This is a genomic window from Erythrobacter neustonensis, assembly GCF_001663175.1.
In the GTDB taxonomy this organism is placed as follows: Bacteria; Pseudomonadota; Alphaproteobacteria; order Sphingomonadales; family Sphingomonadaceae; genus Erythrobacter; species Erythrobacter neustonensis.
The window spans coordinates 186729-212716 of the sequence record NZ_CP016033.1; the positions used below are offsets into that span (position 1 = coordinate 186729).

Consider the following 25988-nt stretch of genomic DNA (forward strand, 5'->3'; position numbering starts at 1 on the left):
GGTTGAGGGCAAGAATTATCGTCCTGCGGCCAGACGTTGCAAGCGGGGCCGAACCTTCAGGAATTGCAGATAGGCCGCTTCGAGCACATGCAGCACCGGCGACCAGCGGGCGGCCAGCCCAAGCGGTCGCAGCAGCGGGATCGCGCGCCACATCGCAGCAAACGCCGCCGCGCCCGAATAGATGACGCCTGCCTCGCGCGCATGAAAACGGCTCAGCAACACCTTGCGATCGATCGGACAGGCGGGGTCAGCGCCGGCGGCAACATCGACGAAATCGATTGCCCCGCGCCGATCAAGCTTTCGCATCAGCGCAATCTCGCGCAGGCACAACGGGCAGCCGCCGTCATACCAGACGGTGAGGCTCACGGCGCGATCCACAGGCGGATGATGTAGGCCACCGCGCCCAGCACGGCGACGCTCGCGGCCCAGATACCGGCCATCCACAAGAGCCGCTGCCACAGGGGGGCTTCGGGCGGTTTCTCCGGCGGTGCGAGCATCAGTGATATCCGTCCTCGCCCACCTTGCCGCGGAACACCCAATAGGCCCAGACGGTGTAGGCGATGATCAGCGGCATCGTGATCACGACACCGACCAGCATGAAGATCTGGCTGCGCTCGGGCGCGGCGGCATCCCAGATTGTGATTCCCGGCGGCACGACATAGGGGAAGATCGTTACGCCGAGGCCGGCCATCCCGAGGAAGAACAGCGCGATCGCCAGCCAGAACGGCTTGGAATTGCGCTCCGATCCGATCGCGCGCAGCATCGAGATCGCGATGATCGCGGTGATCACCGGAACCGGCAACACATAGTAGATTTCGGGCGCGGTCAGCCAGCGTTCGGCATATTCGGCATTGAGCGCGACATTGTAGACGCTCACTGCGCCCATCAGCACGATCGTCGCGATCGCCGCGCGCCGTGCGACATAGCGCGCATGGCGCTGCACGCCTTCGTCGAGCTTCCAGATCAGCCAGGTGCTGCCCAGGAGCGCATAGCCGGCGACCGTGCCGAGCCCGGTGAGGAGGGTATAGGGCGTGAGCCAGTCCCACCAGCTGCCGGCATAGGCACGGCCTTCGACCTCGATCCCCTGCAACAGCGCGCCGAGGATCATGCCCTGCGACATCGCCGCGACCAGCGAGCCGCCGAAGAAGGCATTGTCCCAGAACTTCTGATGCGCCGCATCCCGCCAGCGGTATTCGAACGCGACCCCGCGGAAGACCAAGCCGAGCAGCATCGCGATGATGAGCGGATAGGTTGCGGGCAGGATCACCGCATAGGCAAGTGGGAAGGCGGCAAACAGGCCCCCTCCCCCCAGCACCAGCCAGGTCTCGTTCCCGTCCCACACCGGCGCGATCGAGTTCATCGCACGGTTGCGGCCCTGCCCGACGCGGAAGGTCGGGAACAGGATACCGATGCCAAGGTCGAACCCGTCCATCACCACATAGGCAAAGACCGCAAAGGCGATGATGAAGGCCCAGACGACGGTGAGATCCATCACGCGTCCTCCTCTTGGCCCTGCCGCTCGGTCGGCAGGGGCTGGGCTTTGCCGGGGTTCTGCGTCGGCCCCGGGGTGATACCGGCCGTGCGGATCGGGCCGTCATCGCCGCGCTCGACACCCTCCTCTCCCCGATGTGGCGGCTTGCTCATGAGCTTGGTGATATACCAGACGCCCACGCCGAAGACGGCGAAATAGACGAGGATGAAGGCCAGCAGCGAAACGGCGACAGCCGGCGCATCGAGTGGGCTTGCCGCATCAGCCGTGCGCAGCACGCCGTAGATCACGAAAGGCTGGCGGCCGACTTCGGTCGTGATCCATCCGGCGAGCACCGCGGCGAACCCGCTCGGCCCCATCAATACTGCCGCGCGGTGAAGCCAGGGCATGTCGTAAAGCCGCCCGCGCACCCGGCCCCACAGGCTCCACAGGCCCACGCCCAGCATCGCAAAGCCGATGCCGACCATGATCCGGAAGCTCCAGAAGACCACCGGCACGGGCGGCTCGCGGTCATCGGGAATGGTGTCGAGCCCCGCCATCGGCGCGTCGAGATCGTGCTTGAGGATGAGCGAAGACAGCTTCGGGATCTCGATCGCGTAGCGCACGGTCTTGGCCTCGCTGTCGGGAATACCGAACAGGATCAGCGGGGCACCATCGGGATGGCTTTGATAGTGCCCTTCCATCGCCATCACCTTGGCGGGCTGGTATTCGAGCGTGTTGAGGCCATGCATGTCGCCCGCGAAGATCTGCGCCGGCGTGACGATCGCAGCCATCCACATCGCCATCGAGAACATCTTGCGCGCGTGCTGGTTGCTCTTGTCCTTGAGCAGGTGCCAGGCTCCGACTGCGCCCACCACGAAGGCGGTGGTGAGATAGGCGGCCATCACGGTGTGGACGAGACGGTAGGGGAAGCTGGGGTTGAAGACGATGTCCCACCAGCTGTCGCCCGGCAGGAACTGGCCGTTCGCACCGACGAGATAGCCGGTGGGCGTCTGCATCCAGCTGTTGACGCTGAGGATCCAGAACGCGGATACGAACGTGCCCAGCGCCACCATCAGCGTTGCGGCGAAATGCAGCTTCTTGCCGACCTTCTCCATGCCGAACAGCATGACGCCAAGAAAGCCCGCTTCGAGGAAGAAGGCGGTGAGCACCTCATAGGCCATCAGCGGCCCGATCACCGGCCCGGCCTTGTCAGAGAACACCGACCAGTTGGTGCCGAACTGGTAGGACATGACGATCCCGGAGACGACGCCCATCGCAAAGGCGATCGCGAAGATCTTGAGCCAGTATCTGAACAGGTCGAGATAAACGCTCTTGCCCGTCTTCAGCCAGAGGCCCTCGAGCACTGCCAGAAAGCTCGCCAGTCCGATCGAGAAGGCCGGGAAGAAGAAATGGAAGCTCACCGTGAAGGCGAACTGGATCCTTGCCAGCAGCAGCGCGTCGAGGTTCTCAAGCATGGTCGGCAGCTAGTCCCTTGGCTCCATCGATCAATTGCAATGGCTGCAAGGGATATACGGTTTGCCGGCGAAAGGGTTGCATCGAACGGCGCCCGACGGATCATGGCAGAGCGCAGTTCGATGCCAAAGGCTACTTAGCTCAGCCCTTCCAGCTGATCGAGACAAACACGTTGCGCGGTGCGCCGGGATCGAAACCGCCCCCGCCGCCCGGTCGCACCCGGCTCGCGTATTCCTCGTCAAAGAGGTTGTTGATCCCGGCCCCGATCGCGAAACCCGCCGTCAGTGGCCATTCGACCGAGGCATCGAAAACCTCGTAACCGGGCAGGAAGAAATCAGCGACATTGTTGTCCGCGCCCTGCTGATCGCCAACGGAAGTGAATGTCAGCGCAGCTCGCCCACCATCCTTGCTGATCCATGCCAGCACCGAGCGTAGCAGGTGCTTCGGCGCGTATTGCGGCGTAAACCCGGCTGCCGCGCCCGAGGTGAAATCGGCATCGAGCAATTGGAGATTGGTCGACAGCCGCAGCGTGTCGTCGCTCTTTGCGAACCCTTCGGGCCCGACCAGATCGAGGCGCAGGGCAAGATCGATCCCCTGGTTGCGCATCGAGCCCACGTTCTGCCGCCGCGCACCGCCAACACCGACCGCACCGCGCGTGGGTGTCGCGGCCAGCGGGCCGGCAAGGAAACCGACCTGATTTTCGAACTCCACCCGGAACAGGCTGGCATCGATCCGCACCATCGGCGCAGGCTCTGCTTGCAATCCGGCCTCGACCGTAAAGGCGTAAGACGGCTCGAAAGTGCCCGCAGCGTCAATCCCGGCCTGGAACGTCACCCCGTCATTATACTGGAGCGGTTTGAAGCCGCGGCTGGCATTGGCGACAAAGCGCAAGGCGGGCGCCGCATCCCACGTGACACCGAGGCCATAAAGCGGCACGGTCTGCCTGTCCTCGCGATTGCCGAGGGCACCGTTCGGCGCGCCCGGCCCGCCGCCGGTTGCGCTGCCCGCGGCAAGATCGAGCGTCTCCACCACGCGCTGGCGCAGCCGCTCGACCCGGAAGCCGGGGACGATCTGGACATCGCCGAAACCCAGTTTCAGTTCGCCGAATACGGCCGCGGCATCACCGCTGCGCGTCGCGCGGGTCAGCGCGCCCGCCAATCCCTTCTCATCGCTGTTACTGATCCCCTTGTCGACAAAGACCGGAGCGTCGGACGTATGACCAAGCACGCCAAGCGTGACCGTGTGCTGGCCGTTGCTGCCGAAACTGCGCGCTGCACGCAGGTCGAGCCCGGCAGTGTCGAACACCTGCAACTGCCGGATCAGGACATTGGCGTCGGGGGTTATCTGGCCGAATCCGCCGCCGGCCTGACGCAGGCTTTCGCGCTCGAAACGGCTGTAGAATGCGCGAGCGGTGACTTGGGTCAGGTCATCTGCCTGCCAATCGACGGTCATCGTCGGCGCGAGCCGCTCGATCCGCACCCGATCACGCGACAGCGAGTTGGCGCGGCGATCCGCTGCAAGACGATCGGCAGACAGGCCGCCGGGCTCGCCAAATCGCGCCGTGTAGTAATCCAGCGCGAGCGTGGCGGTGAGATTGTCGCGCAGATAATGCCCGCGCACGCGCGCCGTTGTCTGGGTGTGATCGCTGTTCACGCGGCGCGGTCCGTCACCCTCGGCGTAATGGATGAAACTATCTGCGGCCAGCGTTCCGTCCGATACGGCGAACCCGGCAAAGCCTTGGCGCGCATCCCAGCTTCCCGCGGTCAGCCGTGCTTCGGCCTCGATCCCGGCTGCCCGGCGCGGCCCCTTCAGGACATAGTTGATCGCGCCGCCCGGTTGCGGCCCGTACAGCAGGCCCGAAGCGCCGCGGATGAATTCGATCCGCTCAACCGTTTCGAGCGGCGGCGTGAAATATCCCGCAGGGTAGGAGTACATGTCGGGCACCGCCGGCACGGCATCCTGCAAAGTCAGCACGTTCCAGCTCTCATGCGGCTCGCCAAGTCCGCGATAGGACACCGATGCCCACGAACCATTTGAAACTTCGGACACCAGCAAACCGGGAATGTCTGCGAATGCCACGCGCAAATTGCGGGTGGGGACGTTCGGAATGTCACCAAGAACCGCGATATCGCCAAGCTTGCCCGCAAAGATCAGAGTACCCGATTGATCGGGAAGCCGATCATCGCTGCGCTGTGCGGTGACAAGGATCGACGTTGCCTGTCCCGCGGCAATCTGACCCGCGGCCTGAACTTCGGCAGCTTGCGTATCGGGACTACCAGGCGACGCTGTGGTCGCCAGAGCTTGTGAGCCTGCGGAGCTCATAAGCGTGGCGACAAACATGAAACGGGCAGACTTCACGGTAAGCGACATTGTGACTCCGCAACACAAGGAGGAAAGTTTCGGTCGCCTCTCTTGCTATTGCGAATGACTGTCAATCTAAAATGCTGCCGTCACGCGGCATATCGGACATTGTGGATCTGCATGCGGCCAGATCGCAGAGTCGCGCTCCTTCTCACGAAACGAAACGGGAAACCTCAAGACGAAGGACTGGGGCGAACCTGAATATCGCGCGTCGACAGCCAGCGAACTGAGCGACCGATTTCAGCCCGCTATGCGTGTCGCGTGCAGTGCGCCCGAACGACCTCGTCACTGCCATTTCATTCTGTGCAGACAAGGATGTCCGCACGAACAACATGAGCGCCCAGCAACGAGTCTGCGGGCGTTGGATCTCTGCGATTTGCTGGGTTTTGTGGTTGGTTGCGGGAGTTGGATTTGAACCAACGACCTTCAGGTTATGAGCCTGACGAGCTACCGGGCTGCTCCATCCCGCGATACCGTTCTTGGTGGCGTTCCTCGCGCAAGCGCTGCGGGCGGCCGTTCGGCCTTGCGGCTCCTGCGGAGCCGGGGCCGCCCCTCGGAGGCTTTCGCCGGTGAGGGAAGCGTCATTGGGGCCCGAGGGCCTTGAAGACGCCAAAAGGGCTGCCCTTTGTGGGGTCAGCCCTTTGACTATGTGAATGGGTTATGCCTGCTTCCACTGGTCGCAATGCCTGGCGACGACCTACTCTTCCAACGCTTGAGCGTTAGTACCATTGGCGCGGTCTGGTTTCACGGCCGAGTTCGAGATGGGATCGGGTGGGTCACAGACGCTATGGTCACCAAGCAATGGGACCAGTGGATGCGGGTTTCAAATCGATGCACACTCATTTGGGTGAGTGGTTTGGGGCGTATCTGGCTGGAGTATTCTCCACCAACGCGTTCCTGCAGGGCAGGTCTGACGTTGATAGTGCGAACTCTCAAGCGCGATATGAACTATTAGGACCGGTTAGCTCCATACATTACTGCACTTCCACACCCGGCCTATCAACGTGATGGTCTATCACGGTTCAAAGATACCTTATCTTAAGGGAGGCTTCCCGCTTAGATGCTTTCAGCGGTTATCCCGTCCGTACATAGCTACCCTGCGGCACTCTTGGCAGAATGACAGGTACACCAGAGGTACGTTCACCCCGGTCCTCTCGTACTAGGGGCAACTCCTTTCAAGTATCGACGCCCACGGCAGATAGGGACCAAACTGTCTCGCGACGTTCTGAACCCAGCTCACGTACCACTTTAATTGGCGAACAGCCAAACCCTTGGGACCTGCTCCAGCCCCAGGATGTGATGAGCCGACATCGAGGTGCCAAACGATTCCGTCGATATGAGCTCTTGGGAATCATCAGCCTGTTATCCCCGGCGTACCTTTTATCCGTTGAGCGATGGCCCTTCCACGAGGGACCACCGGATCACTATGACCGACTTTCGTCTCTGCTCGACTCGTCAGTCTCGCAGTCAGGCAGGCTTATGCCATTGCACTCTAACAGACGGTTTCCAACCGTCCTGAGCCTACCATCGCGCGCCTCCGTTACTCTTTAGGAGGCGACCGCCCCAGTCAAACTACCCGCCACAGAGGGTCCCAACACCGGCTAACGGTGCGTGGTTAGATATCAGAAAACAGCAGGGTGGTATTTCACCTATGGCTCCATGTCAGCTGGCGCCGACACTTCAAAGCCTCCCACCTATGCTACACAACTCTTTCCTAATACCACTCTGAAGCTGCAGTAAAGGTGCACGGGGTCTTTCCGTCTAACCGCGGGTACTCCGCATCTTCACGGAGAATTCAATTTCGCTGAGCATATCCTGGAGACAGTGGGGAAGTCGTTACGCCATTCGTGCAGGTCGGAACTTACCCGACAAGGAATTTCGCTACCTTAGGACCGTTATAGTTACGGCCGCCGTTTACTCGGGCTTCAATTCGGAGCTTGCACTCCTCCTCTTAACCTTCGAGCACCGGGCAGGCGTCAGACCCTATACGTCGTCTTGAAGCCGACTTAGCAGAGTCCTGTGTTTTTGATAAACAGTCGCTACCCCCTGGCCTGTGCCCCCCACCAGTGCTTGCGCATAGATGGGGCCTCCTTCTTCCGAAGGTACGGAGGCAATTTGCCGAGTTCCTTCAGGATACTTCTCTCAAGCGCCTTGGTATACTCTACCTGACCACCTGTGTCGGTTTCGGGTACGGTCTATACGGTGGGGCTATTTCCTGGAACCTCTTCACTGCCCAACCAATCCAATAAGGAAGGACAATTTACGAGATCCGTCACACACCACCAGGCCCACGAATATTAACGTGGTTCCCATCGACTACCCCCTTCGGGCTCGTCTTAGGGGCCGGCTCACCCTACGTTGATTAGCATTGCGTAGGAACCCTTGGTCTTTCGGCGACAGGGTATCTTACCCTGTTTGTCGCTACTCATGTCAGCATTCGCACTTCCGATACGTCCAGCGTCGGTTACCCTTCGCCTTCACTCGCTTACGGAACGCTCCGCTACCGCTGCAGTAAACTGCAACCCTAAGCTTCGGTGCATATCTTTAGCCCCGTTACATCTTCGCCGCAGGAACCCTTGTTTAGACCAGTGAGCTGTTACGCTTTCTTTAAAGGATGGCTGCTTCTAAGCCAACCTCCTGGTTGTTTTGGGATTCCCACATGCTTTCCCACTTAGATATGACTTGGGGACCTTAGCTGTAGGTTAGGGCTGTTTCCCTTTTGACGACGGACCTTAGCACCCGCCGTCTGTCTGCCAGACAAGACTCGATGGTATTCGGAGTTTGGTTAGGTTTGGTACCGCTCGCGCAGCCCTAGCCCATCCAGTGCTCTACCCCCATCGGCATACATCTGACGCTCTACCTCAATAGATTTCGCGGAGAACCAGCTATTTCCCGGCTTGATTGGCCTTTCACCCCTAAACACAAGTCATCCGATAATTTTTCAACATTAAACGGTTCGGTCCTCCAGTGCGTGTTACCGCACCTTCAACCTGCTCATGCCTAGATCGCCGGGTTTCGGGTCTAATCCAACATACTCAGTCGCCCTATTCAGACTCGCTTTCGCTTCGCCTACACCTAACGGCTTAAGCTTGCATGCTAGATTAAGTCACTGACCCATTATGCAAGAGGTACGCTGTCACTCCCTATGGAGCTCCAACTGCTTGTAAGCATCCGGTTTCAGGTACTGTTTCACTCCCCTAATCGGGGTGCTTTTCACCTTTCCCTCACGGTACTGTGTTCGCTATCGGTCATGTACGAGTATTTAGGCTTAGAGGGTGGTCCCCCTATGTTCAGACAGGATTTCACGTGTCCCGCCCTACTCAAGTCCTTCTTCATCACTTTCGCATACGGGACTGTCACCCGCTATGGTCAAACTTTCCAGAATGTTCTGCTAGTTGAAAAGAAGGCACTGGCCTGGTCCCGGTTCGCTCGCCACTACTACGGGAATCTCTGTTGATGTCTTTTCCTCCGGGTACTGAGATGTTTCAGTTCCCCGGGTTCGCTTCACCAAGCCTATATATTCAGCTCGGTGATACCTTATCCACCTCGCCCAGCAGGCCCGAAAGCCAACTGGAAGAAATGGTGAAGGTGGGTTTCCCCATTCGGAAATCGCCGGATCAAAGTTTGCTCACAACTCCCCGACGCTTATCGCAGCGTGCCACGTCCTTCTTCGCCTGTACATGCCAAGGCATCCACCAAATGCTCTTACCTCACGCTTGAGAATCCACACCATCAACGTCAGACCTGCATAAAAGCCTGAACGCTTGAAGACGGTGGGAGAATTATCTCAGCCAGATAATCAATTTGATTGATTTGTGATGCATCGATCGATCCGAAACAAAGCCGTAGCCCTGCCCGTTACAATCCATGCGCCACGGCATCGATTTAAAACCCATTCACAATGTCAAAGATCGGCGACGCTGACTAATCAGCACGATCGCCTGACCCGCCCGAAAGCGGGATCTGGTTTCGTTTCATCTATCGGAATCTGATATGGTACCTGGTGGAGCCTATCGGGATCGAACCGATGACCCCCTGCTTGCAAAGCAGGTGCTCTCCCAGCTGAGCTAAGGCCCCTAAAGGTAAATGGTGGGCCTGAGTGGATTCGAACCACTGACCTCACCCTTATCAGGGGTGCGCTCTAACCAACTGAGCTACAGGCCCACACCTCCGTATCCGGCCGCCAGTCCCGAAGGAACAGGCTGCCGCAAACGGGCGCGAGCCGGCTCAGGCACACAGCAGCAACTTGCAGGACAAGCCCGCAGCGCGCTGTATTCCGATTGATGAAAGGACATGAGGACGACGGCAATGTTCTTTGGAAAACCGCGAAGCCCTTCCGATGACTGGCACCGGCGCTTTCGCAAGCATCCTTAGAAAGGAGGTGATCCAGCCGCAGGTTCCCCTACGGCTACCTTGTTACGACTTCACCCCAGTCGCTGAACCCACCGTGGTCAGCTGCCTCCTTGCGGTTAGCGCACTGCCTTCGGGTGAATCCAACTCCCATGGTGTGACGGGCGGTGTGTACAAGGCCTGGGAACGTATTCACCGCGGCATGCTGATCCGCGATTACTAGCGATTCCGCCTTCATGCCCTCGAGTTGCAGAGGACAATCCGAACTGAGACATCTTTTGGAGATTAGCGCATCCTTGCGGAATAGCTGCCCACTGTAGATGCCATTGTAGCACGTGTGTAGCCCAGCCTGTAAGGGCCATGAGGACTTGACGTCATCCCCACCTTCCTCCGGCTTATCACCGGCAGTTTCCTTAAAGTGCCCAACTAAATGATGGCAACTAAGGACGAGGGTTGCGCTCGTTGCGGGACTTAACCCAACATCTCACGACACGAGCTGACGACAGCCATGCAGCACCTGTCACTAGGTCCCCGAAGGGAAGAAATCTGTCTCCAGAAGTCGTCCTAGGATGTCAAAGGCTGGTAAGGTTCTGCGCGTTGCTTCGAATTAAACCACATGCTCCACCGCTTGTGCAGGCCCCCGTCAATTCCTTTGAGTTTTAATCTTGCGACCGTACTCCCCAGGCGGATAACTTAATGCGTTAGCTGCGCCACCCAAACTCTATGAGCCCGGACAGCTAGTTATCATCGTTTACGGCGTGGACTACCAGGGTATCTAATCCTGTTTGCTCCCCACGCTTTCGCACCTCAGCGTCAATACTTGTCCAGCGAGTCGCCTTCGCCACTGGTGTTCTTCCGAATATCTACGAATTTCACCTCTACACTCGGAATTCCACTCGCCTCTCCAAGATTCTAGCTTCCCAGTTTCAAGGGCAGTTCCGGGGTTGAGCCCCGGGATTTCACCCCTGACTTAAAAAGCCGCCTACGTGCGCTTTACGCCCAGTAATTCCGAACAACGCTAGCTCCCTCCGTATTACCGCGGCTGCTGGCACGGAGTTAGCCGGAGCTTATTCTCCAGGTACTGTCATTATCATCCCTGGTAAAAGAGCTTTACAACCCTAAGGCCTTCATCACTCACGCGGCATTGCTGGATCAGGCTTTCGCCCATTGTCCAATATTCCCCACTGCTGCCTCCCGTAGGAGTCTGGGCCGTGTCTCAGTCCCAGTGTGGCTGATCATCCTCTCAGACCAGCTAAAGATCGTCGCCTTGGTAGGCCTTTACCCCACCAACTAGCTAATCTTACGCGGGCCCATCTAAAGGCGATAAATCTTTGGTCCGAAGACATTATCCGGTATTAGCTCAAATTTCTCTGAGTTATTCCGAACCTAAAGGCAGGTTCCCACGCGTTACGCACCCGTGCGCCACTAGACCCGAAGGTCTCGTTCGACTTGCATGTGTTAGGCATGCCGCCAGCGTTCGTTCTGAGCCAGGATCAAACTCTCAAGTTGTGTCACACACCAAACCAGCACGGGATAAATCCCGCCAACCAGTCCGGCATGAGCTGCAAGGAGCCAATACCTGCACTGTCAAACGTAATGGATACGAATGAACATGCTTGACATCTGCCCAGCCGTGGTGGCCGAACAAACGTGGCATCGGCTTAGTTAACCGGTACCCGGAGCCTTGAGGTCCCCGGACCGGGCGCCGTCGCCCACATGTCCCTTCATCAAAAACCAACAATGTCAATGAACCACCAGACAGTAATAGCGGACAGCGCTTGGTTCCCCGATTTATCACCGAGGGACCGGCTATCCTAAGCTGTTGGCGACCGTCAGTGGCGGTGATGGTGGAAGCCGTCAGCGCCGCGTCGGTGGAGCCCATCTATGAGCCCTTCATGATTCGGTCAACGGCTTTCTGTGTCTTTTTTCTGAAATCGTGCATTTTCTGGGCAAGGTTCTGAATTGTCATAATTTTTTGCTCGCAAGGCCGATTATCTCGGCTTGGTGACGCGTGAAACCGGCAGTTTCGTGCGACCTACGGCACCCGCTGTTGGGCTGACTTTCCACCGCGCAGCTTCGGTGTCGTGACCCTCGCCATTGCCTGTCCCTCCCCAGAGATTCTTCCCGCTGACGTATCGCGCAACGCGTAGACGGATATAACGATGCGCCGATAACCTCGGCAATAAGGTCGCCTGCTTATCTTTTGAGGAACCGACCAGCCGTTCAGCGAAGCGTTGAAGATCAGCCACAGCAATGGCTGCCATGAGCTGAGCACTACATGTCTTAATGCCGCACAGCTTATTGTACAGATGGTCTAGTCCGTCACGTCACGCGACCGCGTTCGGCACAACGCCGATCCCGATACCGAGATGTGTAATGGAAGATTACGTCCGCAGATGCGGCCGTTGGCGGAGAGGGTGGGATTCGAACCCACGTTACCGTTGCCGGTAAACCGCATTTCGAGTGCGGCGCATTCGACCACTCTGCCACCTCTCCGCGAGGCCTGCCGACATGCAAGTGACTGCCGGGTCGGAGGCAGTCGTCAGCGGGAAGCGCGCCGTTAGACCAAGGATCGTGGCTTGCCAAGACCCGAGAGATCATAAAATGCGCGTATCGCGCGCGAGGCCTGCACCAATGCTTGTTTTAGGCGCACTGCGGTCCATATTAGCGACATGGAACGTGCAGAGTTCTTCTCAAGCCAGGCCGGGCGCACAATCGTCGCGCCGCGCCAGACCCTCGCCCGCTTCGGCATAGGCGATGTCGTGCGCCACCGGATTTTCGCATTCCGCGGGGTCGTGTTCGACGTCGATCCGGTGTTCGCCAATTCGGAAGAATGGTACCAGTCGATCCCGGAAGACATTCGTCCGGAACGCGACCAGCCTTTCTACCATCTCCTCGCGGAAAACGACGATTCGTCCTATGTCGCATATGTCAGTCAGGGCAATCTGATTGGCGATGCCGAAGGCGGGCCGGTCGACCATCCGACCGTTCGCCAGCTGTTCGAGAGCTTCAAGGACGGGCGTTATCGGATGCGTGCGGCACTTACGCATTAACAACCTATGCCTGCTAAAAGCACGGCATGTCCTCCAGCGAACATGGTCCGACCCGTGCAGAACGCCTGAGGCTTGCGCTTGATCGCGAGCTTGGGGATGATGAAGAAGTCATCTGGCATGGCTGGCAGCTCGCCCGCATCGAACCGCGGCAATTTGGCATCTATGTCTTTGCGGTGCCATGGACCGCGTTTTCCGTGATGTGGACGGTGCTTGCGGCGGGCGCGATGTGTGCGTCCGGTATCGGGCCCCTTGGGTTTGCGTTCCCGCTGTTCGGATTGCCGTTCATCGTGATCGGCGGCGCGATGCTCCTCAAACCGTTCATGCCGCTGACCGAGCGGGACCGCGTGCTGTTCGTCATGACCGACCGGCGCGCCATCAAGCTCACGCTGCTGCGCCAACTCACTGTCAAATCCGTGCCGGCCGACCGCATGGGGCTGGCTGAAAAGCAGGAACTGCGCGACGGCACGGGCACGCTCAACCTTGCAGTGCATGTCGGCCGCGACAGCGACGGCGACCGCCAGACCGAGTTCTTCGCCATCGGACCGGTCGCGGACATCGCGGGCGCTGCCGCGGCTGCCGCGCAAATCTCTCTTCGCCCACGGGAAATGGCGCGGTCCCAATCGCTCAGCTCTTGAGCTTCCAGCCGCTGCGAAGCAGCATATAGACGCCGGCCATCAGAACGCCGTTCACCGCCGCCAGCCCCAAGCCGGCGATGGCGACATGGCCCCCGTCCCCGATATCGCTTGCGCCCAAAAATCCATATCGGAAGCCCGAGATCACATAGAAGAACGGATTGAACCGGCTGATCGTCTGAAACACGCCGTGGAGGTTCTCGATCGTGTAGAACGTCCCCGACAGGAGCGAGAGCGGGGCGATGACGAAGTTCGTGATCGCGGCGTTGTGATCGAACTTTTCCGCCCAGATCGAAGTCATCAGACCGACGATCGCCAGCATCAGGGCGCCCATCAGCCCGAACCAGACGATCGCCCAAGGGTGCACAGCGGCAAGCGTTACACCCGGCCACAAGGCCATCGCCAGCGATACCGCCAGCCCCACCAGCACCGCGCGCGTGACGGCCGCTCCGAGAATTCCGGCCATGACCTCGCCGGGCGAAAGCGGAGGCATCAGGTAATCGATGATCGTACCCTGGATCTTGCCGCCAAGCAGCGAGAAGCTCGAATTGGCAAAGGCGTTCTGCATCATCGCCATCACGATCAGCCCGGGCGCAACGAAGGTGGCGAACGGGACGCCGAGCACCATGCGCCCCTCCCGGCCCAAGGCGACCGCGAAAATCACCAGAAACAGCAGCGTGGTGAAGGCCGGGGCCCAGATCGTCTGCGTCTGCACCTTGAGAAACCGCCGCACCTCCTTCATATAGAGCGCTTGCAGTCCCACGCGATTGATCCCGGTAATCACGGGTTGTCCGCGCGGGGCGAATTGGAAGCGCCCGCCGGGCTTGTCAGCATCCGTCGATTCGGTCACGGGAGCGGGGTTGCCAAGCGGGTCATAGGTTGCGTTGTCGGCCATGGGCACGGTGCCTAGGCCGCGACCTCGCCTCTGACAAGCGGCCCTCAAGACCCGGATAGGCGCCGGATACAGGAACAGGTAGTAATTATGAGCTGGACGGACGAGCGTATCGCAACGCTCAGGAAAATGTGGGAAGGCGGCGCGACTGCCAGCGAGATCGCCACCGAACTGGGCGGTGTCAGCCGCAACGCGGTGATTGGCAAGGCGCATCGCCTTGGCCTCAAGGCGCGCCCTTCCCCCGTCAAGGCGAACGAGAAGAAGAAGGCTGCCGCGCCCGCACCCAAGAAACCGGCGGCACCCCCGCCGGCCGCGCCGCGCGTAGCCGAACCCGCCGAGCGCGCAGCGCCGGTCCAGCCCGCCGAACGCCCGGCACCGAGTGCCGCCGCTCCGGTCGCCGCGCGCGCCGAGCCCGCCGCCGAGAGCGCCGCATCGTCGCAGCCCATGCCATCGGATAACCTGCCCAAGATCGTCTCGGTCGGACCCGGCGGTTTTCTGCGTCAGGGCCCCGGTGATCAGCAGGCCCCGATCCCGCCCGCTCCGCCGCGCCGTCTCGTCCCGGCCAAGCCCAGCCCCGACATTGCCGGCAAGACCAGCCTGCTCGATCTGTCGGACAAGGTGTGTCGCTGGCCGATGGGCCACCCGGGCGAACCCGATTTCCACTTCTGCGGCAACGCGGTGAACCCCGGCTTCCCCTATTGCGTCGAGCATTGCGGGCGTGCCTATCAGGCACAGCTGCCGCGCGGCGTGCGCCGCCCTCCCCCGCCGCTGCCCTTCGGTGGTCCGCGCGTCCGCTGACCGGCAGGCCGCAAGGCCTCGTTCGATTCGCATCGCATCACGTTCAGCCCCGCACCCTTGGGGCTGAACGGTGAGACACGTGAGACACTGTCCTGAACCAGAAAAACCTGGCCGGCGCACCGCTCCCTTGCGAGGAATTTCGACACCATCGGTTCGGGGGGCGCAACACATAGGATATGGTTCGCCCATGGCCTGACCAGTAGGAAAGCGTTTTTGCGGAGCGGCGCGCTTGCCTTCGGCAGCCCGCCCCCGCTAGGCCCAACCTGTTGAAAGGGAACCTCGACATGGTCGCCGCGCACATCGGCAAGCTCGCTCTTGCCACCAGCCTGCTGGCTTCACCGGTGGCCGCGCTGGCCGAACTGCCCGAACCGGTGCGCGCGATGATCGATGCCGCGATCGCGACGGGCGACGAGGCCAAGGTTCGCACCGTCACCGATCTGGCGCGCACCACCAACCCTTCCGAAATTGCCGAAATCGATGCCATCGTCGCGCGCTTCGGCGCAGCCATGGCGGCGCGCAGGACAGCCGAGGCCGAGGCCAAGAAGGCGGCTTTGCGCAAAGCCCGTCTGTTCGACAACTGGGGCGGCCGGGGTGAACTCGGCGGCTTCCGGGCGACGGGCAATTCCGCCAATACCGGTGTCACCGCAGCGCTTTCGCTCGACCGGCAGGGGATCGACTGGCGGCACAGGCTGACCGGTCGGATCGATTACCAGCGCGCCAACGGGGTCACCACCCGCGAACAATATCTCGGCCGCTACGAGCCGAACGTCAACGTATCGGACGATTTCTACGTCTATGCGCTGGCGCAATACGAACGCGACCGGTTTCAGGGGTTCAGCGATCGCTATGCCGTGTCGGGCGGGATGGGTTATCAGGCGCTCAAGGGCAAGGAAGTGCAGCTTTCGCTGAAAGCCGGCCCCGCCTATCGCGTAACGCAATTCGTCGATGGCCGCGAAGAAAGCCGGATCGCCGGGCTGGTTGCGCTCGATTTCGACTGGCAGATCACCGACCGCCTCAAGCTGACGCAGGACACCAATGCGGTTGCCGAAACCGGCGGGTCAGCGGTCGCGATCATCGATTCGCGCAGCACTTCGATCGATCTGGTGACGGGCCTGGATGCAGCGATTGCCAGAAAGCTCAAGGCGCGGTTTTCCTATGCGGTCGAATATGACAGCAACCCCGCGCCGGGCGCGGTGCAGACCGACACGCTGAGCCGCGTGTCGCTGATCTACGATTTCTGATCAGCTCTTCTGCGCAAACCAGATGATGTGATGCGCGCCCTTGTTGTTGGGGCGCGAGCGCACGTTCCATTCGGTGACATCGAGCCCGGTATCGTAAAGCCGCTTGCGAAACGCCGCATCGGGTCCCGCCGACCAGACCGCAAGGATGCCGCCCGGCTTCAGCGCGTCGCGCGCCTTGGCAAGCCCGGTGCGCGAATAGATGCGGTTGTTGGCATCGCGCACGATCCCGTCGGGCCCATTGTCGACATCGAGCAGGATCGCATCGAACTTGGCGCAGGTGCCATCATTCGCATCGTCAATCAGGGCGGCGACATCGCAGATCTTGAGATCGAGCCGCGGGTCTGACAGCCCCTCGCCCGTAAGCTGCGCCATCGGCCCCTTGGCCCATTCGATGATCGCCTCGGAAATTTCCGCGACCACGATCTGCGCCTTGGCGCGCAGCTTGGCGGCGGCGGCGCGGTAGGTGAAGCCCATGCCATAGCCACCGATCAGGATACGGGCATTGTCCTTGCCCAACCGGTCCAGGGTGAGATCGGCGAGCTGCTCCTCGGAAAACCGCATCCTCGTGCTCATCAGCTCGTTGCGGCCCATCACGATCATGAAATGACCGGCATGGGTGTAGAGTTCGAGGTTTACCCCGTCCTCGATTTGCGTGGTGTCGATCAGTTCGCGCTGCAGCATCGGTCAAATTTCCAAAAACAAGGCCGCCCGGATCGCTCCGGGCGGCCGATGTTCATACCTCGGTTGAGGCTATCAGTCCTTCAGGAAGTCGGGAAGACCGGCCGGACCGCCGCTTTCGCGCGGGCCACGGTCGCCGCCCCGATCACCGCCGCGTCCGCCGCGGTCACCGCCGCGACCACGGTCGCCGCCGCCGCGGGGGCCGCGACGATCACCGCGATCACCACGGTCGCCGCGCGGTTCACGCGGTTCACGTGCCGGGCGGGTGTCTTCCAGTTCTTCGCCGGTTTCCTGATCGACGACGCGCATCGACAGACGGACCTTGCCGCGCTGGTCGATCTCGAGCACCTTGACCTTCACTTCCATGCCTTCCGACACGACATCGGTGGGCTTCTCGACGCGCTCGTTCTTCATTTCGCTGACGTGGACGAGACCGTCCTTGCCACCCATGAAGTTCACGAAAGCGCCGAAGTCGACGATGTTGACGACCTTGCCGTTATAGATTTTGCCGACTTCGGCTTCCTCGACGATGCCGAGGATCCACTTCTTCGCCGCTTCGATCTCGTCAAGATTCGAGGACGAGATCTTGATCACGCCTTCATCGTCGATGTCGACCTTGGCGCCGGTTTCGGCGACGATCTCGCGGATCACCTTGCCACCGGTGCCGATGACATCGCGGATCTTCGACTTGTCGATCTGGATCGTCTCGATGCGCGGGGCGTGCTTCGACACTTCGGTGCGCGCACCGGTCAGCGCCTTGGCCATCTCGCCAAGGATGTGCTGACGGCCGGCCTTCGCCTGCTCGAGCGCCTTGGCCATGATTTCCTGCGTGATGCCGGCAACCTTGATGTCCATCTGCATCGTGGTGATGCCAGCCTCGGTCCCGGCGACCTTGAAGTCCATGTCGCCGAGGTGGTCTTCATCGCCCAGAATGTCCGAAAGGACGGCGAATTCGTCACCTTCGAGGATCAGGCCCATCGCGATGCCCGACACCGGCGCCTTCACCGGAACGCCTGCATCCATCATCGACAAGCAGCCGCCGCAAACGGTCGCCATCGAGGACGAGCCGTTCGATTCGGTGATGTCCGACAAGACGCGGATCGTGTAGGGGAAGTCTTCCTTGCTCGGCAGCACGGGGTTCAGCGCGCGCCAGGCGAGCTTGCCGTGACCCACTTCGCGGCGACCCGGCGCGCCGAAGCGGCCCACTTCACCGACCGAATAGGGCGGGAAGTTGTAGTGCAGCATGAAGCTCGAATAGCTCAGGCCTTCCAGACCGTCGATCATCTGCTCGCTGTCCTTGGTGCCCAAGGTGGTGGTGCAGATCGCCTGGGTTTCGCCGCGGGTGAACAGTGACGAGCCATGCGTGCGCGGCAGGAAGCCGACGATCGCTTCGATCGGGCGAACCTGATCGAGCTTGCGGCCGTCGATGCGCTGGCCATCCTTGAGGATCGCGGTGCGCACGATTTCGGCTTCGAGCTTCTTCATCAGCTTGCCAGCGACCATCTGGGTCTGACCGCCTTCTTCAGCGAAGGCTGCCTTGGCCTTGGCGCGCGCTTCGTTGAGCGCGTTCGAGCGGGCCGACTTGTCAGTGAGCTTGTAGGCAGCGGCAATATCGCCGCCGATCAGGTCCTTGAGCTTGGCCTTCATGTCCGCGGTGTTGTCGCTGGTGTCGACATCCCACGGGTCCTTGGCGGCCTTCTCGGCCAGATCGATGATCGCGCCGATGACATTGCGGATCTCGTTGTGGGCGAACATCACCGCACCGAGCATTTCTTCCTCGGTGAGTTCCTTGGCCTCGGATTCGACCATCATCACCGCATCCTGCGTGGCGGCGACGACGAGGTCGAGGCGGCCGTCGATGAGCGCCTTGTCCTGCTTCGGGTTCAGCGTGTATTCGCCGTCAACGAAGCCGACGCGCGCGGCGCCGATCGGGCCCATGAAGGGCACGCCCGAAATCGTCAGCGCAGCCGAAGCGGCGATCATCGCCACGATATCGGCTTCGGTTTCGCCGTCGAACGACAGAACCTGGCAGATAACGTTGATTTCGTTGTAGAAGCCTTCGGGGAACAGCGGGCGGATCGGACGGTCGATCAGACGGCTGGTGAGCGTTTCCTTTTCGGTCGCGCCGCGTTCACGCTTGAAGAAGCCGCCCGGGATGCGCCCGGCGGCCGAGAACTTTTCCTGATAGTGGACGGTGAGCGGGAAGAAATCCTGCCCTTCCTTGACCGACTTGGCAGCGGTCACGGCGCACAGCACCACGGTTTCGCCATAGGTCGCGAGGACGGCACCATCGGCCTGACGGGCAATGCGCCCGGTTTCCAGAGTGAGGGTCTTGCCGCCCCATTCCAGCGATACGGTTTTCGTGTCGAACATTGATTTTCCTTATGAACCCGCACAGCCATATTGCCACGCGGGGCCTCTTGTGCCGGGGATACAACCGTCCCGGTCCGGTGCGGAGCGCTTCGGCCCCAAAGCCAGTGCAGACCGGATGTCTGCCAGGCCCATATGCAAGAAGGGCGGCCTTTCGAGCCGCCCTTGCTGTGCTAAACTCTTACTTACGCAGACCCAGCTTCTGGATCAGGGCGTTGTAACGCTCGACGTCCTTCTTCTTGAGATAGGCGAGCAGCGTGCGACGCTTGTTCACCATCATCAGAAGGCCACGACGCGAGTGGTTGTCCTTGTGGTGATCCTTGAAGTGCTCGGTCAGGTTGCGGATGCGCTGCGTGAGGATCGCAACCTGCACTTCGGGGCTGCCGGTGTCCTTGGGATCACGGGCGTTGTCGGAAATGATTTCCTGCTTCTTTTCGGCGGTCACCGACATAGTATGTCTCTTTCTTACTCAGCGACATCGGGAAGGTTGAAACCCCTGACGACCGTGGCCGTCCCATCCGAAATTTCCATCAGCGCAACCGGGACAGCGCCCAGTTTGGCAAGGTACAGCCCGGATGATTGGGGCATGTCAGACAACACCCGGCCCTGTCGGACCGCCTGCGCGCTTGTCTGATCGAGGTTGAGGGCCGGGATGTCGTCCAGCCCTGCCTCCAGCGGCAGGATCAGGTATTCAAGGCTCGCGCCCTTACCCGCTTCGTCGAGTTTGTCCAGCGAAATCGCCTGTTCCTCGCGGAACGGCCCGGCCCTGACCCGCCTGAGATAGGTGACATGGCCGCAGGTGCCAAGCGCGTGAGCGATGTCCCGTGCAAGGGAGCGGATATAAGTTCCCTTCGACACGTGGGCGACAAGCGTGACTGCATCGAGGCGGCCTTCGCCTGTCCCTTGCGCAAGATCGAGGGCATGGATCGTGACATTGCGCGACTTCAGTTCGACCGCCTCGCCCGCACGCGCCAGATCATAGGCGCGCTTGCCATCCACTTTCAGCGCGGAATAGGCGGGTGGCACCTGCTCGATCGGCCCGGTGAAGCGCGGCAGCACAGCTTTAATCTCGGTCAGGGCCGGCCGCATATCACTGGTGGCAATCACCGGCCCTTCGGTATCGAGTGTGTCGGTTTCTTCCCCGAAAGCGATCGTGAAAGCATAGATCTTGCTCGCATCGAGCATCCGCCCGGCAAGCTTGGTCGCTTCGCCCAGCGCAATCGGCAGGACGCCTTCGGCCAATGGATCGAGCGTTCCGCCGTGGCCGACCTTGGTTTTCGCATAGCCGTTCTGGCGCAGCACGCGCTTGACCGCGCTCACGCCCTGGGTGCTCCCCATGCCCTTCGGCTTGTCGAGGATCAGCCAGCCTGAGAGGGGATGCGTCGCTGCCGCGCTCATGCGGCCATCGCCCGCGCGAAATGCTTGCGGCACAGCGCGACATAGCGGTCGTTCCCGCCGATCTCGGTCTGCTGGCCCTGCCGCACCGCTGCCCCGCTGTCGTCGACGCGCAGGTTCATCGTCGCCTTGCGCCCGCAGTGACACACCGCCTTCAGTTCGACGAGCGCGTCGGCGATGCCCAGCAAGACCGCCGATCCGGGAAAGAGCGCGCCCTGGAAATCGGTGCGCAGGCCATAGCACAGCACCGGAATGCCCCCCTCGTCGGCGAGCCGCGCGAGCTGCCACACCTGATCGGGGGTGAGGAATTGCGCTTCGTCGACCAGCACGCAATCGAGCTTTGCCTCGGCATGTTTCGCGCCGATCGTCTGCCACAGGTCGGTTTCGGGGGTGAACCTGTGCGCCTCGCTTTCCAGCCCGATGCGGCTGCGCACCATCCCGGCCGAACGGCTGTCGAGCGCGGCGGTCCACAGCATCGTTGCCATGCCGCGCTCGCGGTAATTGAAATCCGCCTGCAACAGGTGCGACGATTTGCCCGCATTCATGCTGGCATAGTAGAAATAGAGCTTGGCCATGCGCGCTGCCTAACCGCTGGCAGGGCTGCGGGCGAGCGGGGATTTGAACCTTTTGCCCGGGTCGGGCATTTTGTCTTGCGATGACCGTGCCGCATCCCGCCCGCCTGCGCCTGTTCGCGCTGCCGCTGCTCGCCGCGCTGACGCTCGCCAACGGCGCGGCGGCGCCGCTGCGCTTCACGCTCGACAGCGGTGCCAGCCATGTTGCGGCGCGGGTGCCGTTCCTCGGACTGGGCAGCAAGACCGCGCGCTTTCCCAGGATGCAGGGCGCAGTGACGATCGTGCCCGGCGCGCCCGATCAGGCAGTGATCGATGTCACCTTCGATGCCGCCGCGATCGAGGCGCCCGACAGCATCACGCTGGCGCGGCTGCGCGGGGAGAAGTTCTTCTGGGTCGAGAAATATCCGACGATCCGGTTTTCCGGTCGCTCGCTCAAACTGGCAAGCCCCACCCGCGGCACCGTGTCGGGAGCGTTGACCGCGCGCGGCGTCACCCGTCCGGCGACGCTCGATGTCACATTTGCCGCGGATCCTGCGGCGCAGCCTGACAGGCCCGTCAGCTTCATCGGAACCACCACGATCGACCGCCGGCAGTTCGGGATGAAAGCCTATCAACTGGTGGTCGGCAACAAGGTCACGATCACGCTGAAAGCGCGGATGGTGCCGCGTTAATCTGCGCCTTCGCCCGCCTCGTCCTCGTCGTCGAGATCGCGCAGCACCTTGGGATCGCGCAGCAGGGCCTCGATCCGGTCGGCTTCGGCAAAACTCTCGTCCTTGCGGAATTTCAGCTTGGGCGCGAATTTGAGGCCGAGACGCTGCGCGACTTCGCGTTGCAGGAAGGCGGTGTTCTGACGCAGCGCCTTGACCACCTCCTCGTCGCTCGCGCCGAGCAGCGGTTTCACGTACGCCGTCGCATGGCGCAAATCGGGGGTCATCCGCACTTCGGTGACCGAGATGTGGGCGGCTGTCACCACATCGTCATGCACTTCGCCGCGCGCGAGCAGTTCCGAAAGGATATGCCGGACCCGCTCGCCCACCTTGAGGACGCGGACCGATTGCTGTTCGGTGGTGAAGGTTTGTTTGGCAGCCATGGCGTCAGTTCATCTTCGAGAGGAGGTTCTTGAGCGAGTTCATATTGCGCGCCGTTCCCTTGCAGCCGAGCCTGCGCTCCAGCGTCTTGTTCGACAGGTCCGACACGCCAACCCCGTGGACATAATCGAGAAACAGCACGCGGTCACCCATCGCCAACCGCTCGCCTCCTCTGGCGCGGTGATCGGCCACAAGCTGGTCGAAATCTGCGGGGTCTGGTTGCCGATTGAGAAAGATCGAATGGACCATCTTGTCCGACCCATGCTGCGGCCCGGTGCCGTGGAACGGATTTTCGTCAATCGCGGCGCGCACTTCTTCGCGGGTGCGGACCATGGCGCAGGACGCAAAACCGTAGCGCGCGGCAATCACGCTTTCGAGCGCGGCTTCGATGCTGGCCGGATCACGCTCGTCGCTCAGGATGACATTGCCGCTGGCCGCTACCGTCACAACGTCGCGAAACCGCGCCTCCACCAGCGCAAGCCTCAGGTCGGCCATGGCGATCCGGTTGCCGCCCACATTGATGCTGCCCAGCAGCGCTAGATAGCGCCGGTCGCCCTCGGGCATCAGCGCTCCAGCCCCGTCACTTCCGGCGTCGGGTGCGGCGTGGGGATCGCGGTGGAGGTGGAACGGGCATAGATCGTGCCATCCTCGGCGAGCAATTCGCCTTCGAGGAACACCACGCGCTGCCCGGCTTTCACCACCCTGCCCTTGGCGATGATGCTCGCGCCTTCGGGGATCAGGCGGATCAGGCTCATCGATATGTCGAGATTGAGCGGTGCCATGACGCCGCCGGTGGCCGCGACATAGGCATAGCCCATCACATCATCGAGATAACCCGCAACGAGGCCACCCTGCACGCCGCCGCGCCAAGTGGTCATTTCGCGCTTCACGGTGAAACGCATCGTCGCGGTCTGCGTGGCTTCGTCGAACCCGACGAACTCGCTGCCGAGCAGCGCCGTGTGCGGCGACTGCCCGGCAGGATCCTGGCTGTTCAGGTCGATCAGGCTCACAGAGTCCGCTCACGCTCCTCGACCGAGAAGACTTCGAGCATGTCGCCGGCCTTGATGTCGTTGGTGTCTTCGAGAACCACACCGCATTCGAGACCCGTGCGGACCTCGTCGACATCGTCCTTGAAACGGCGCAGCGACTGGATCTTGGTCGCCGAGACGATGACGTCCTGACGCGTGAGACGCGCAAACAGGCCCTTGCGGATCGCGCCTTCGAGCACCAGCAAACCGGCCGCCTTGTCGCGCTTGCCCGCCGGGAAGACCTGCTTGACTTCGGCACGGCCAACGACGGTTTCGATCCGTTCGGGGCCAAGCTCGCCCGCCATCTCTTTGGCGATCGCATCGGTGAGGTGATAGATGACATCGTAATACATCATCCGCACCCCGTCGCGCTTCACCAGATCGCGCGCCTTGGCGTTCGGGCGGACGTTGAAGCCGATGATCGGCGCCTTCGATCCGCCTGCCAGCATGACGTCGCTTTCGGTGATTGCACCCACGCCTGCATTGAGCACGCGCACCTTGATCTCGTCGGTCGACAGGTTGTGGAGCGCGTTGACGATCGCTTCGACCGAGCCCTGCACGTCCGCCTTCACCACCACCGGGAATTCGATGACGTTGGAGGCAAGATTGTTGAACATCGTGTCGAAGTTGGTCGGTGCCAGCGCGGTGCGCTTTTCGGTGGCGCGTTCCTGACGATACTTGGCGACCTCGCGGGCGCGCTGTTCGTTTTCGACCACCGACAGGTTGTCACCCGCCGACGGCACGCCGCCCAGCCCGAGGACTTCGACCGGCATCGAGGGGCCGGCTTCCTTGAGCTGCTGCCCCTTGTCGTCGACGATCGCACGGACCTTGCCGCTCTGCGTGCCGACCACGAAGGTGTCGCCGCGCTTGAGCGTGCCGCGGGTCACCAGCACGGTCGCAACCGGGCCGCGGCCCTTGTCGAGCTGTGCTTCGATGACAGTTGCCTCGGCGTCGCGGTCGGGACGGGCCTTGAGTTCGAGCAGTTCGGCCTGAAGTCCGATCGCCTCGATCAGCTTGTCCAGACCCGCACCCGACTTGGCCGAAACCTCGACATCCTGCACGTCGCCGCTCATCGCCTCGACCACGATTTCGTGTTCGAGCAGACGTTCGCGGATCTTCTGCGGGTTGAACTCGGGCTTGTCCGACTTGGTGATCGCCACGATCATCGGGACGCCCGCCGCCTTGGTGTGATTGATCGCCTCGATCGTCTGCGGCATCAGCCCGTCGTCGCCCGCGACCACCAGAATGACGATGTCGGTGACATTGGCACCGCGCATCCGCATTTCGGTGAAGGCCGCGTGGCCCGGCGTGTCGAGGAAGGTGATCTTCGACTTGTCCTTGGTGGTGATCTGGTAGGCGCCGATGTGCTGGGTGATGCCGCCGGCCTCGCCCTTGACGACATCAGTGCCCCGCAGCGCGTCGAGCAGGCTGGTCTTGCCGTGATCGACGTGGCCCATGATCGTGACCACCGGCGGACGCGTGACCAGCGTTTCTTCGGGATCGGTGTCCTCGGAGGTGTCGATGTCGACATCGCTCGCGGAAACGCGGGTGATGTTGTGGCCGAACTCTTCGACCAGCAATTCCGCCGTGTCCTGATCGATGGTCTGGTTGACCGTGACCATCATGCCCATGTTGAACAGCGCCTTCACGAGGTCCGCGCCCTTTTCGGCCATGCGGTTGGCAAGCTCGCTGACGGTGATCGCCTCGGGCACGACCACATCGCGCACCTGCTTTTCACGCGGCTTGCTGGGGCCGCCCTGACCGCGGCGCTCCTTTTCGCGCGCGCGCTTCAGCGCGGCGAGGCTGCGCGCACGGCGGCCTTCGTCCTCGTTCAGCGCGCGGGTAACGGTCAGCTTGCCCGAACGGCGGTTATCCTTGCCCTCGTCGGCAGGCGCGGCGCGCTTGTCGTCCTTCTTTTTGGGCTTGGCCGCTTCGACCGCGGGCGGGCGCTTGGGCTCGGGGCGGGCGACAGGCGTGAAGCGGCGGGCAGCCGGAACGACGACCTCGGGCTTGGCGGCGGGCTCGGCATCCGCGGTTTCGGGCTTGGCGGCCGGGGCCACGGCTTCCACCGGTGCCGGAGCGTCGGCGACAGGCGCTTCGGGCGCGGGCGCATCGACGGCTTCGGCGGCCTGCTGCTGCGCTGCTTCTTCGGCGCGGCGGTTTTCCTCGATCCGGCGACGCTCTTCTTCCTCGGCGCGCTGACGCTCTTCGTCCTCGCGCTTGCGGGCCTCTTCCGCAAGCCGCAGCCGCTCTTCCTCGGCTTCGAGCTGGAGCCGCTTGACGCGTTCCTGCGGTGTTTCGCCAGCGGGTGCCGGGCGCGCCGGGCGCGGTGCCGGGGCGGGCGCGGGCTTGGGTGCAGGCGCTGCTGCCACCGGTTCGGGCGCGGGCGCAGGTTCGGGCGCAGGCGGCGCTGCCACCGGCGCAGCTTCGCCCGGCTTGCCGAGCACGCGGCGACGCTTCACCTCGACCACCACCTTGTTGGTGCGGCCGTGGCTGAAGGTCTGCTTGACCTCGCCCGCATCCACCGAGCGCTTGAGGCCCAGGGGTTTGCGAGTGCGCTGGTTGTCGTTGTCGTCGCTCATTATC

The 25988-nt window shown here is 61.8% G+C and carries 20 protein-coding genes, 4 tRNA genes and 3 rRNA genes; 5 read left to right on the top strand and 22 right to left on the bottom strand.

All coding sequences use genetic code 11. From position 1 onward, the window contains the following. Positions 1-15: 15 nt before the first annotated feature. The 12 genes from A9D12_RS00875 to A9D12_RS00925 form a co-directional block, all read right to left on the bottom strand. Positions 16-306, bottom strand: coding sequence for a DCC1-like thiol-disulfide oxidoreductase family protein (locus A9D12_RS00875; RefSeq protein WP_231889729.1), 291 nt, complete (start codon positions 304-306; stop codon positions 16-18). Between the two features lie 56 nt (positions 307-362). Further along, positions 363-497, bottom strand: coding sequence for a DUF2474 family protein (locus A9D12_RS14375; protein ID WP_082925311.1), 135 nt, complete (start codon positions 495-497; stop codon positions 363-365). Beyond that, positions 497-1492 (bottom strand): cytochrome d ubiquinol oxidase subunit II, encoded by a 996-nt coding sequence (gene cydB / locus A9D12_RS00880; protein ID WP_068348801.1) that lies wholly within the window; start codon positions 1490-1492, stop codon positions 497-499. Before cydB ends, A9D12_RS14375 begins: the two co-directional genes overlap by 1 nt. Beyond that, the gene (locus tag A9D12_RS00885; RefSeq protein ID WP_068348804.1) at positions 1492-2946 is read right to left on the bottom strand and encodes a cytochrome ubiquinol oxidase subunit I; all 1455 of its coding nucleotides are present in this window, start codon (positions 2944-2946) and stop codon (positions 1492-1494) included. The genes cydB and A9D12_RS00885 overlap by 1 nt, the downstream gene beginning before the upstream one ends. A gap of 139 nt (positions 2947-3085) precedes the next feature. Next, on the bottom strand, positions 3086-5314 hold the full coding sequence (locus A9D12_RS00890) for a TonB-dependent receptor family protein (RefSeq protein WP_068348807.1): 2229 nt from the start codon (positions 5312-5314) through the stop codon (positions 3086-3088). 384 nt (positions 5315-5698) lie between these two features. Next, positions 5699-5775: transfer RNA gene (locus tag A9D12_RS00895), tRNA-Met, on the bottom strand. 214 nt (positions 5776-5989) lie between these two features. After that, positions 5990-6104, bottom strand: a 5S ribosomal RNA gene (gene rrf, locus A9D12_RS00900). 132 nt (positions 6105-6236) lie between these two features. Next, a 23S ribosomal RNA gene (locus A9D12_RS00905) occupies positions 6237-9024 on the bottom strand. 282 nt (positions 9025-9306) lie between these two features. Beyond that, a tRNA-Ala gene (locus tag A9D12_RS00910) sits at positions 9307-9382 on the bottom strand. Positions 9383-9392: 10 nt separating this feature from the next. Further along, positions 9393-9469, bottom strand: a tRNA-Ile gene (locus A9D12_RS00915). A 210-nt stretch (positions 9470-9679) separates the two neighbouring features. After that, positions 9680-11164 (bottom strand): 16S ribosomal RNA (locus tag A9D12_RS00920). Together the 16S, 23S and 5S rRNA genes with 3 tRNA genes alongside form the textbook arrangement of a ribosomal RNA operon. A gap of 897 nt (positions 11165-12061) precedes the next feature. Then, positions 12062-12151: transfer RNA gene (locus A9D12_RS00925), tRNA-Ser, on the bottom strand. 176 nt (positions 12152-12327) lie between these two features. On the opposite strand from A9D12_RS00925, the gene hspQ reads away from it, so the two are divergent. Together hspQ and A9D12_RS00935 are read left to right on the top strand one after the other, a co-directional pair. Beyond that, positions 12328-12708: a heat shock protein HspQ gene (hspQ, locus tag A9D12_RS00930; protein ID WP_068348811.1), complete on the top strand. Its 381-nt coding sequence runs from the start codon at positions 12328-12330 to the stop codon at positions 12706-12708. Positions 12709-12734: 26 nt separating this feature from the next. After that, positions 12735-13343 carry a hypothetical protein gene (locus tag A9D12_RS00935; protein WP_068348815.1) on the top strand — a complete coding sequence of 203 codons (609 nt, stop codon included), beginning with the start codon at positions 12735-12737 and terminating at the stop codon, positions 13341-13343. On the opposite strand, the gene A9D12_RS00940 is transcribed toward A9D12_RS00935, so the two are convergent. Then, positions 13333-14235 (bottom strand): ABC transporter permease, encoded by a 903-nt coding sequence (locus A9D12_RS00940; protein WP_082925312.1) that lies wholly within the window; start codon positions 14233-14235, stop codon positions 13333-13335. The two genes, A9D12_RS00935 and A9D12_RS00940, sit on opposite strands and share 11 nt — an antisense overlap. Before the next feature lie 87 nt (positions 14236-14322). Between A9D12_RS00940 and A9D12_RS00945 the strand changes: the two genes are divergently transcribed. Both A9D12_RS00945 and A9D12_RS00950 read left to right on the top strand, forming a co-directional pair. Further along, on the top strand, positions 14323-15030 hold the full coding sequence (locus A9D12_RS00945; RefSeq protein WP_068348818.1) for a GcrA family cell cycle regulator: 708 nt from the start codon (positions 14323-14325) through the stop codon (positions 15028-15030). Positions 15031-15314: 284 nt separating this feature from the next. Beyond that, positions 15315-16271 (top strand): DUF481 domain-containing protein, encoded by a 957-nt coding sequence (locus tag A9D12_RS00950; RefSeq protein WP_068353303.1) that lies wholly within the window; start codon positions 15315-15317, stop codon positions 16269-16271. Here A9D12_RS00950 and A9D12_RS00955 read toward each other — a convergent pair whose 3' ends face one another. From A9D12_RS00955 to A9D12_RS00975, 5 genes are all read right to left on the bottom strand, one after another. Further along, positions 16272-16952 carry a spermine/spermidine synthase domain-containing protein gene (locus tag A9D12_RS00955; protein ID WP_068348821.1) on the bottom strand — a complete coding sequence of 227 codons (681 nt, stop codon included), beginning with the start codon at positions 16950-16952 and terminating at the stop codon, positions 16272-16274. It lies immediately after the preceding gene. A 72-nt stretch (positions 16953-17024) separates the two neighbouring features. Then, the gene (gene pnp / locus A9D12_RS00960) at positions 17025-19322 is read right to left on the bottom strand and encodes a polyribonucleotide nucleotidyltransferase (protein ID WP_068348824.1); all 2298 of its coding nucleotides are present in this window, start codon (positions 19320-19322) and stop codon (positions 17025-17027) included. 178 nt (positions 19323-19500) lie between these two features. Next, on the bottom strand, positions 19501-19770 hold the full coding sequence (gene rpsO / locus A9D12_RS00965; protein ID WP_068348827.1) for a 30S ribosomal protein S15: 270 nt from the start codon (positions 19768-19770) through the stop codon (positions 19501-19503). Positions 19771-19784: 14 nt separating this feature from the next. Further along, positions 19785-20717: a tRNA pseudouridine(55) synthase TruB gene (truB, locus tag A9D12_RS00970; protein WP_068348831.1), complete on the bottom strand. Its 933-nt coding sequence runs from the start codon at positions 20715-20717 to the stop codon at positions 19785-19787. Beyond that, entirely contained in the window at positions 20714-21289 is a 576-nt protein-coding gene (locus tag A9D12_RS00975; RefSeq protein WP_068348834.1) for a thymidine kinase, read from the bottom strand. Before A9D12_RS00975 ends, truB begins: the two co-directional genes overlap by 4 nt. Positions 21290-21369: 80 nt before the next feature. Here A9D12_RS00975 and A9D12_RS00980 point away from each other — a divergent pair, with 80 nt between their 5' ends. Beyond that, the gene (locus A9D12_RS00980; protein WP_068348837.1) at positions 21370-21957 is read left to right on the top strand and encodes a YceI family protein; all 588 of its coding nucleotides are present in this window, start codon (positions 21370-21372) and stop codon (positions 21955-21957) included. Here the strand turns inward: A9D12_RS00980 and rbfA are convergent. From rbfA to infB, 4 genes are read right to left on the bottom strand one after another with little or no spacing between them, the layout of a single operon-like run. After that, positions 21954-22376 (bottom strand): 30S ribosome-binding factor RbfA, encoded by a 423-nt coding sequence (gene rbfA, locus A9D12_RS00985; RefSeq protein WP_068348840.1) that lies wholly within the window; start codon positions 22374-22376, stop codon positions 21954-21956. The genes A9D12_RS00980 and rbfA overlap by 4 nt on opposite strands. A gap of 4 nt (positions 22377-22380) precedes the next feature. Beyond that, complete coding sequence (locus A9D12_RS00990; protein ID WP_068348843.1) at positions 22381-22938, bottom strand: DUF1697 domain-containing protein; 558 nt, start codon at positions 22936-22938, stop codon at positions 22381-22383. Next, positions 22938-23384, bottom strand: coding sequence for a PaaI family thioesterase (locus A9D12_RS00995; protein ID WP_068348846.1), 447 nt, complete (start codon positions 23382-23384; stop codon positions 22938-22940). Before A9D12_RS00995 ends, A9D12_RS00990 begins: the two co-directional genes overlap by 1 nt. Further along, positions 23381-25984 carry a translation initiation factor IF-2 gene (gene infB / locus A9D12_RS01000; RefSeq protein ID WP_068348849.1) on the bottom strand — a complete coding sequence of 868 codons (2604 nt, stop codon included), beginning with the start codon at positions 25982-25984 and terminating at the stop codon, positions 23381-23383. Before infB ends, A9D12_RS00995 begins: the two co-directional genes overlap by 4 nt. Positions 25985-25988 lie beyond the last annotated feature (4 nt).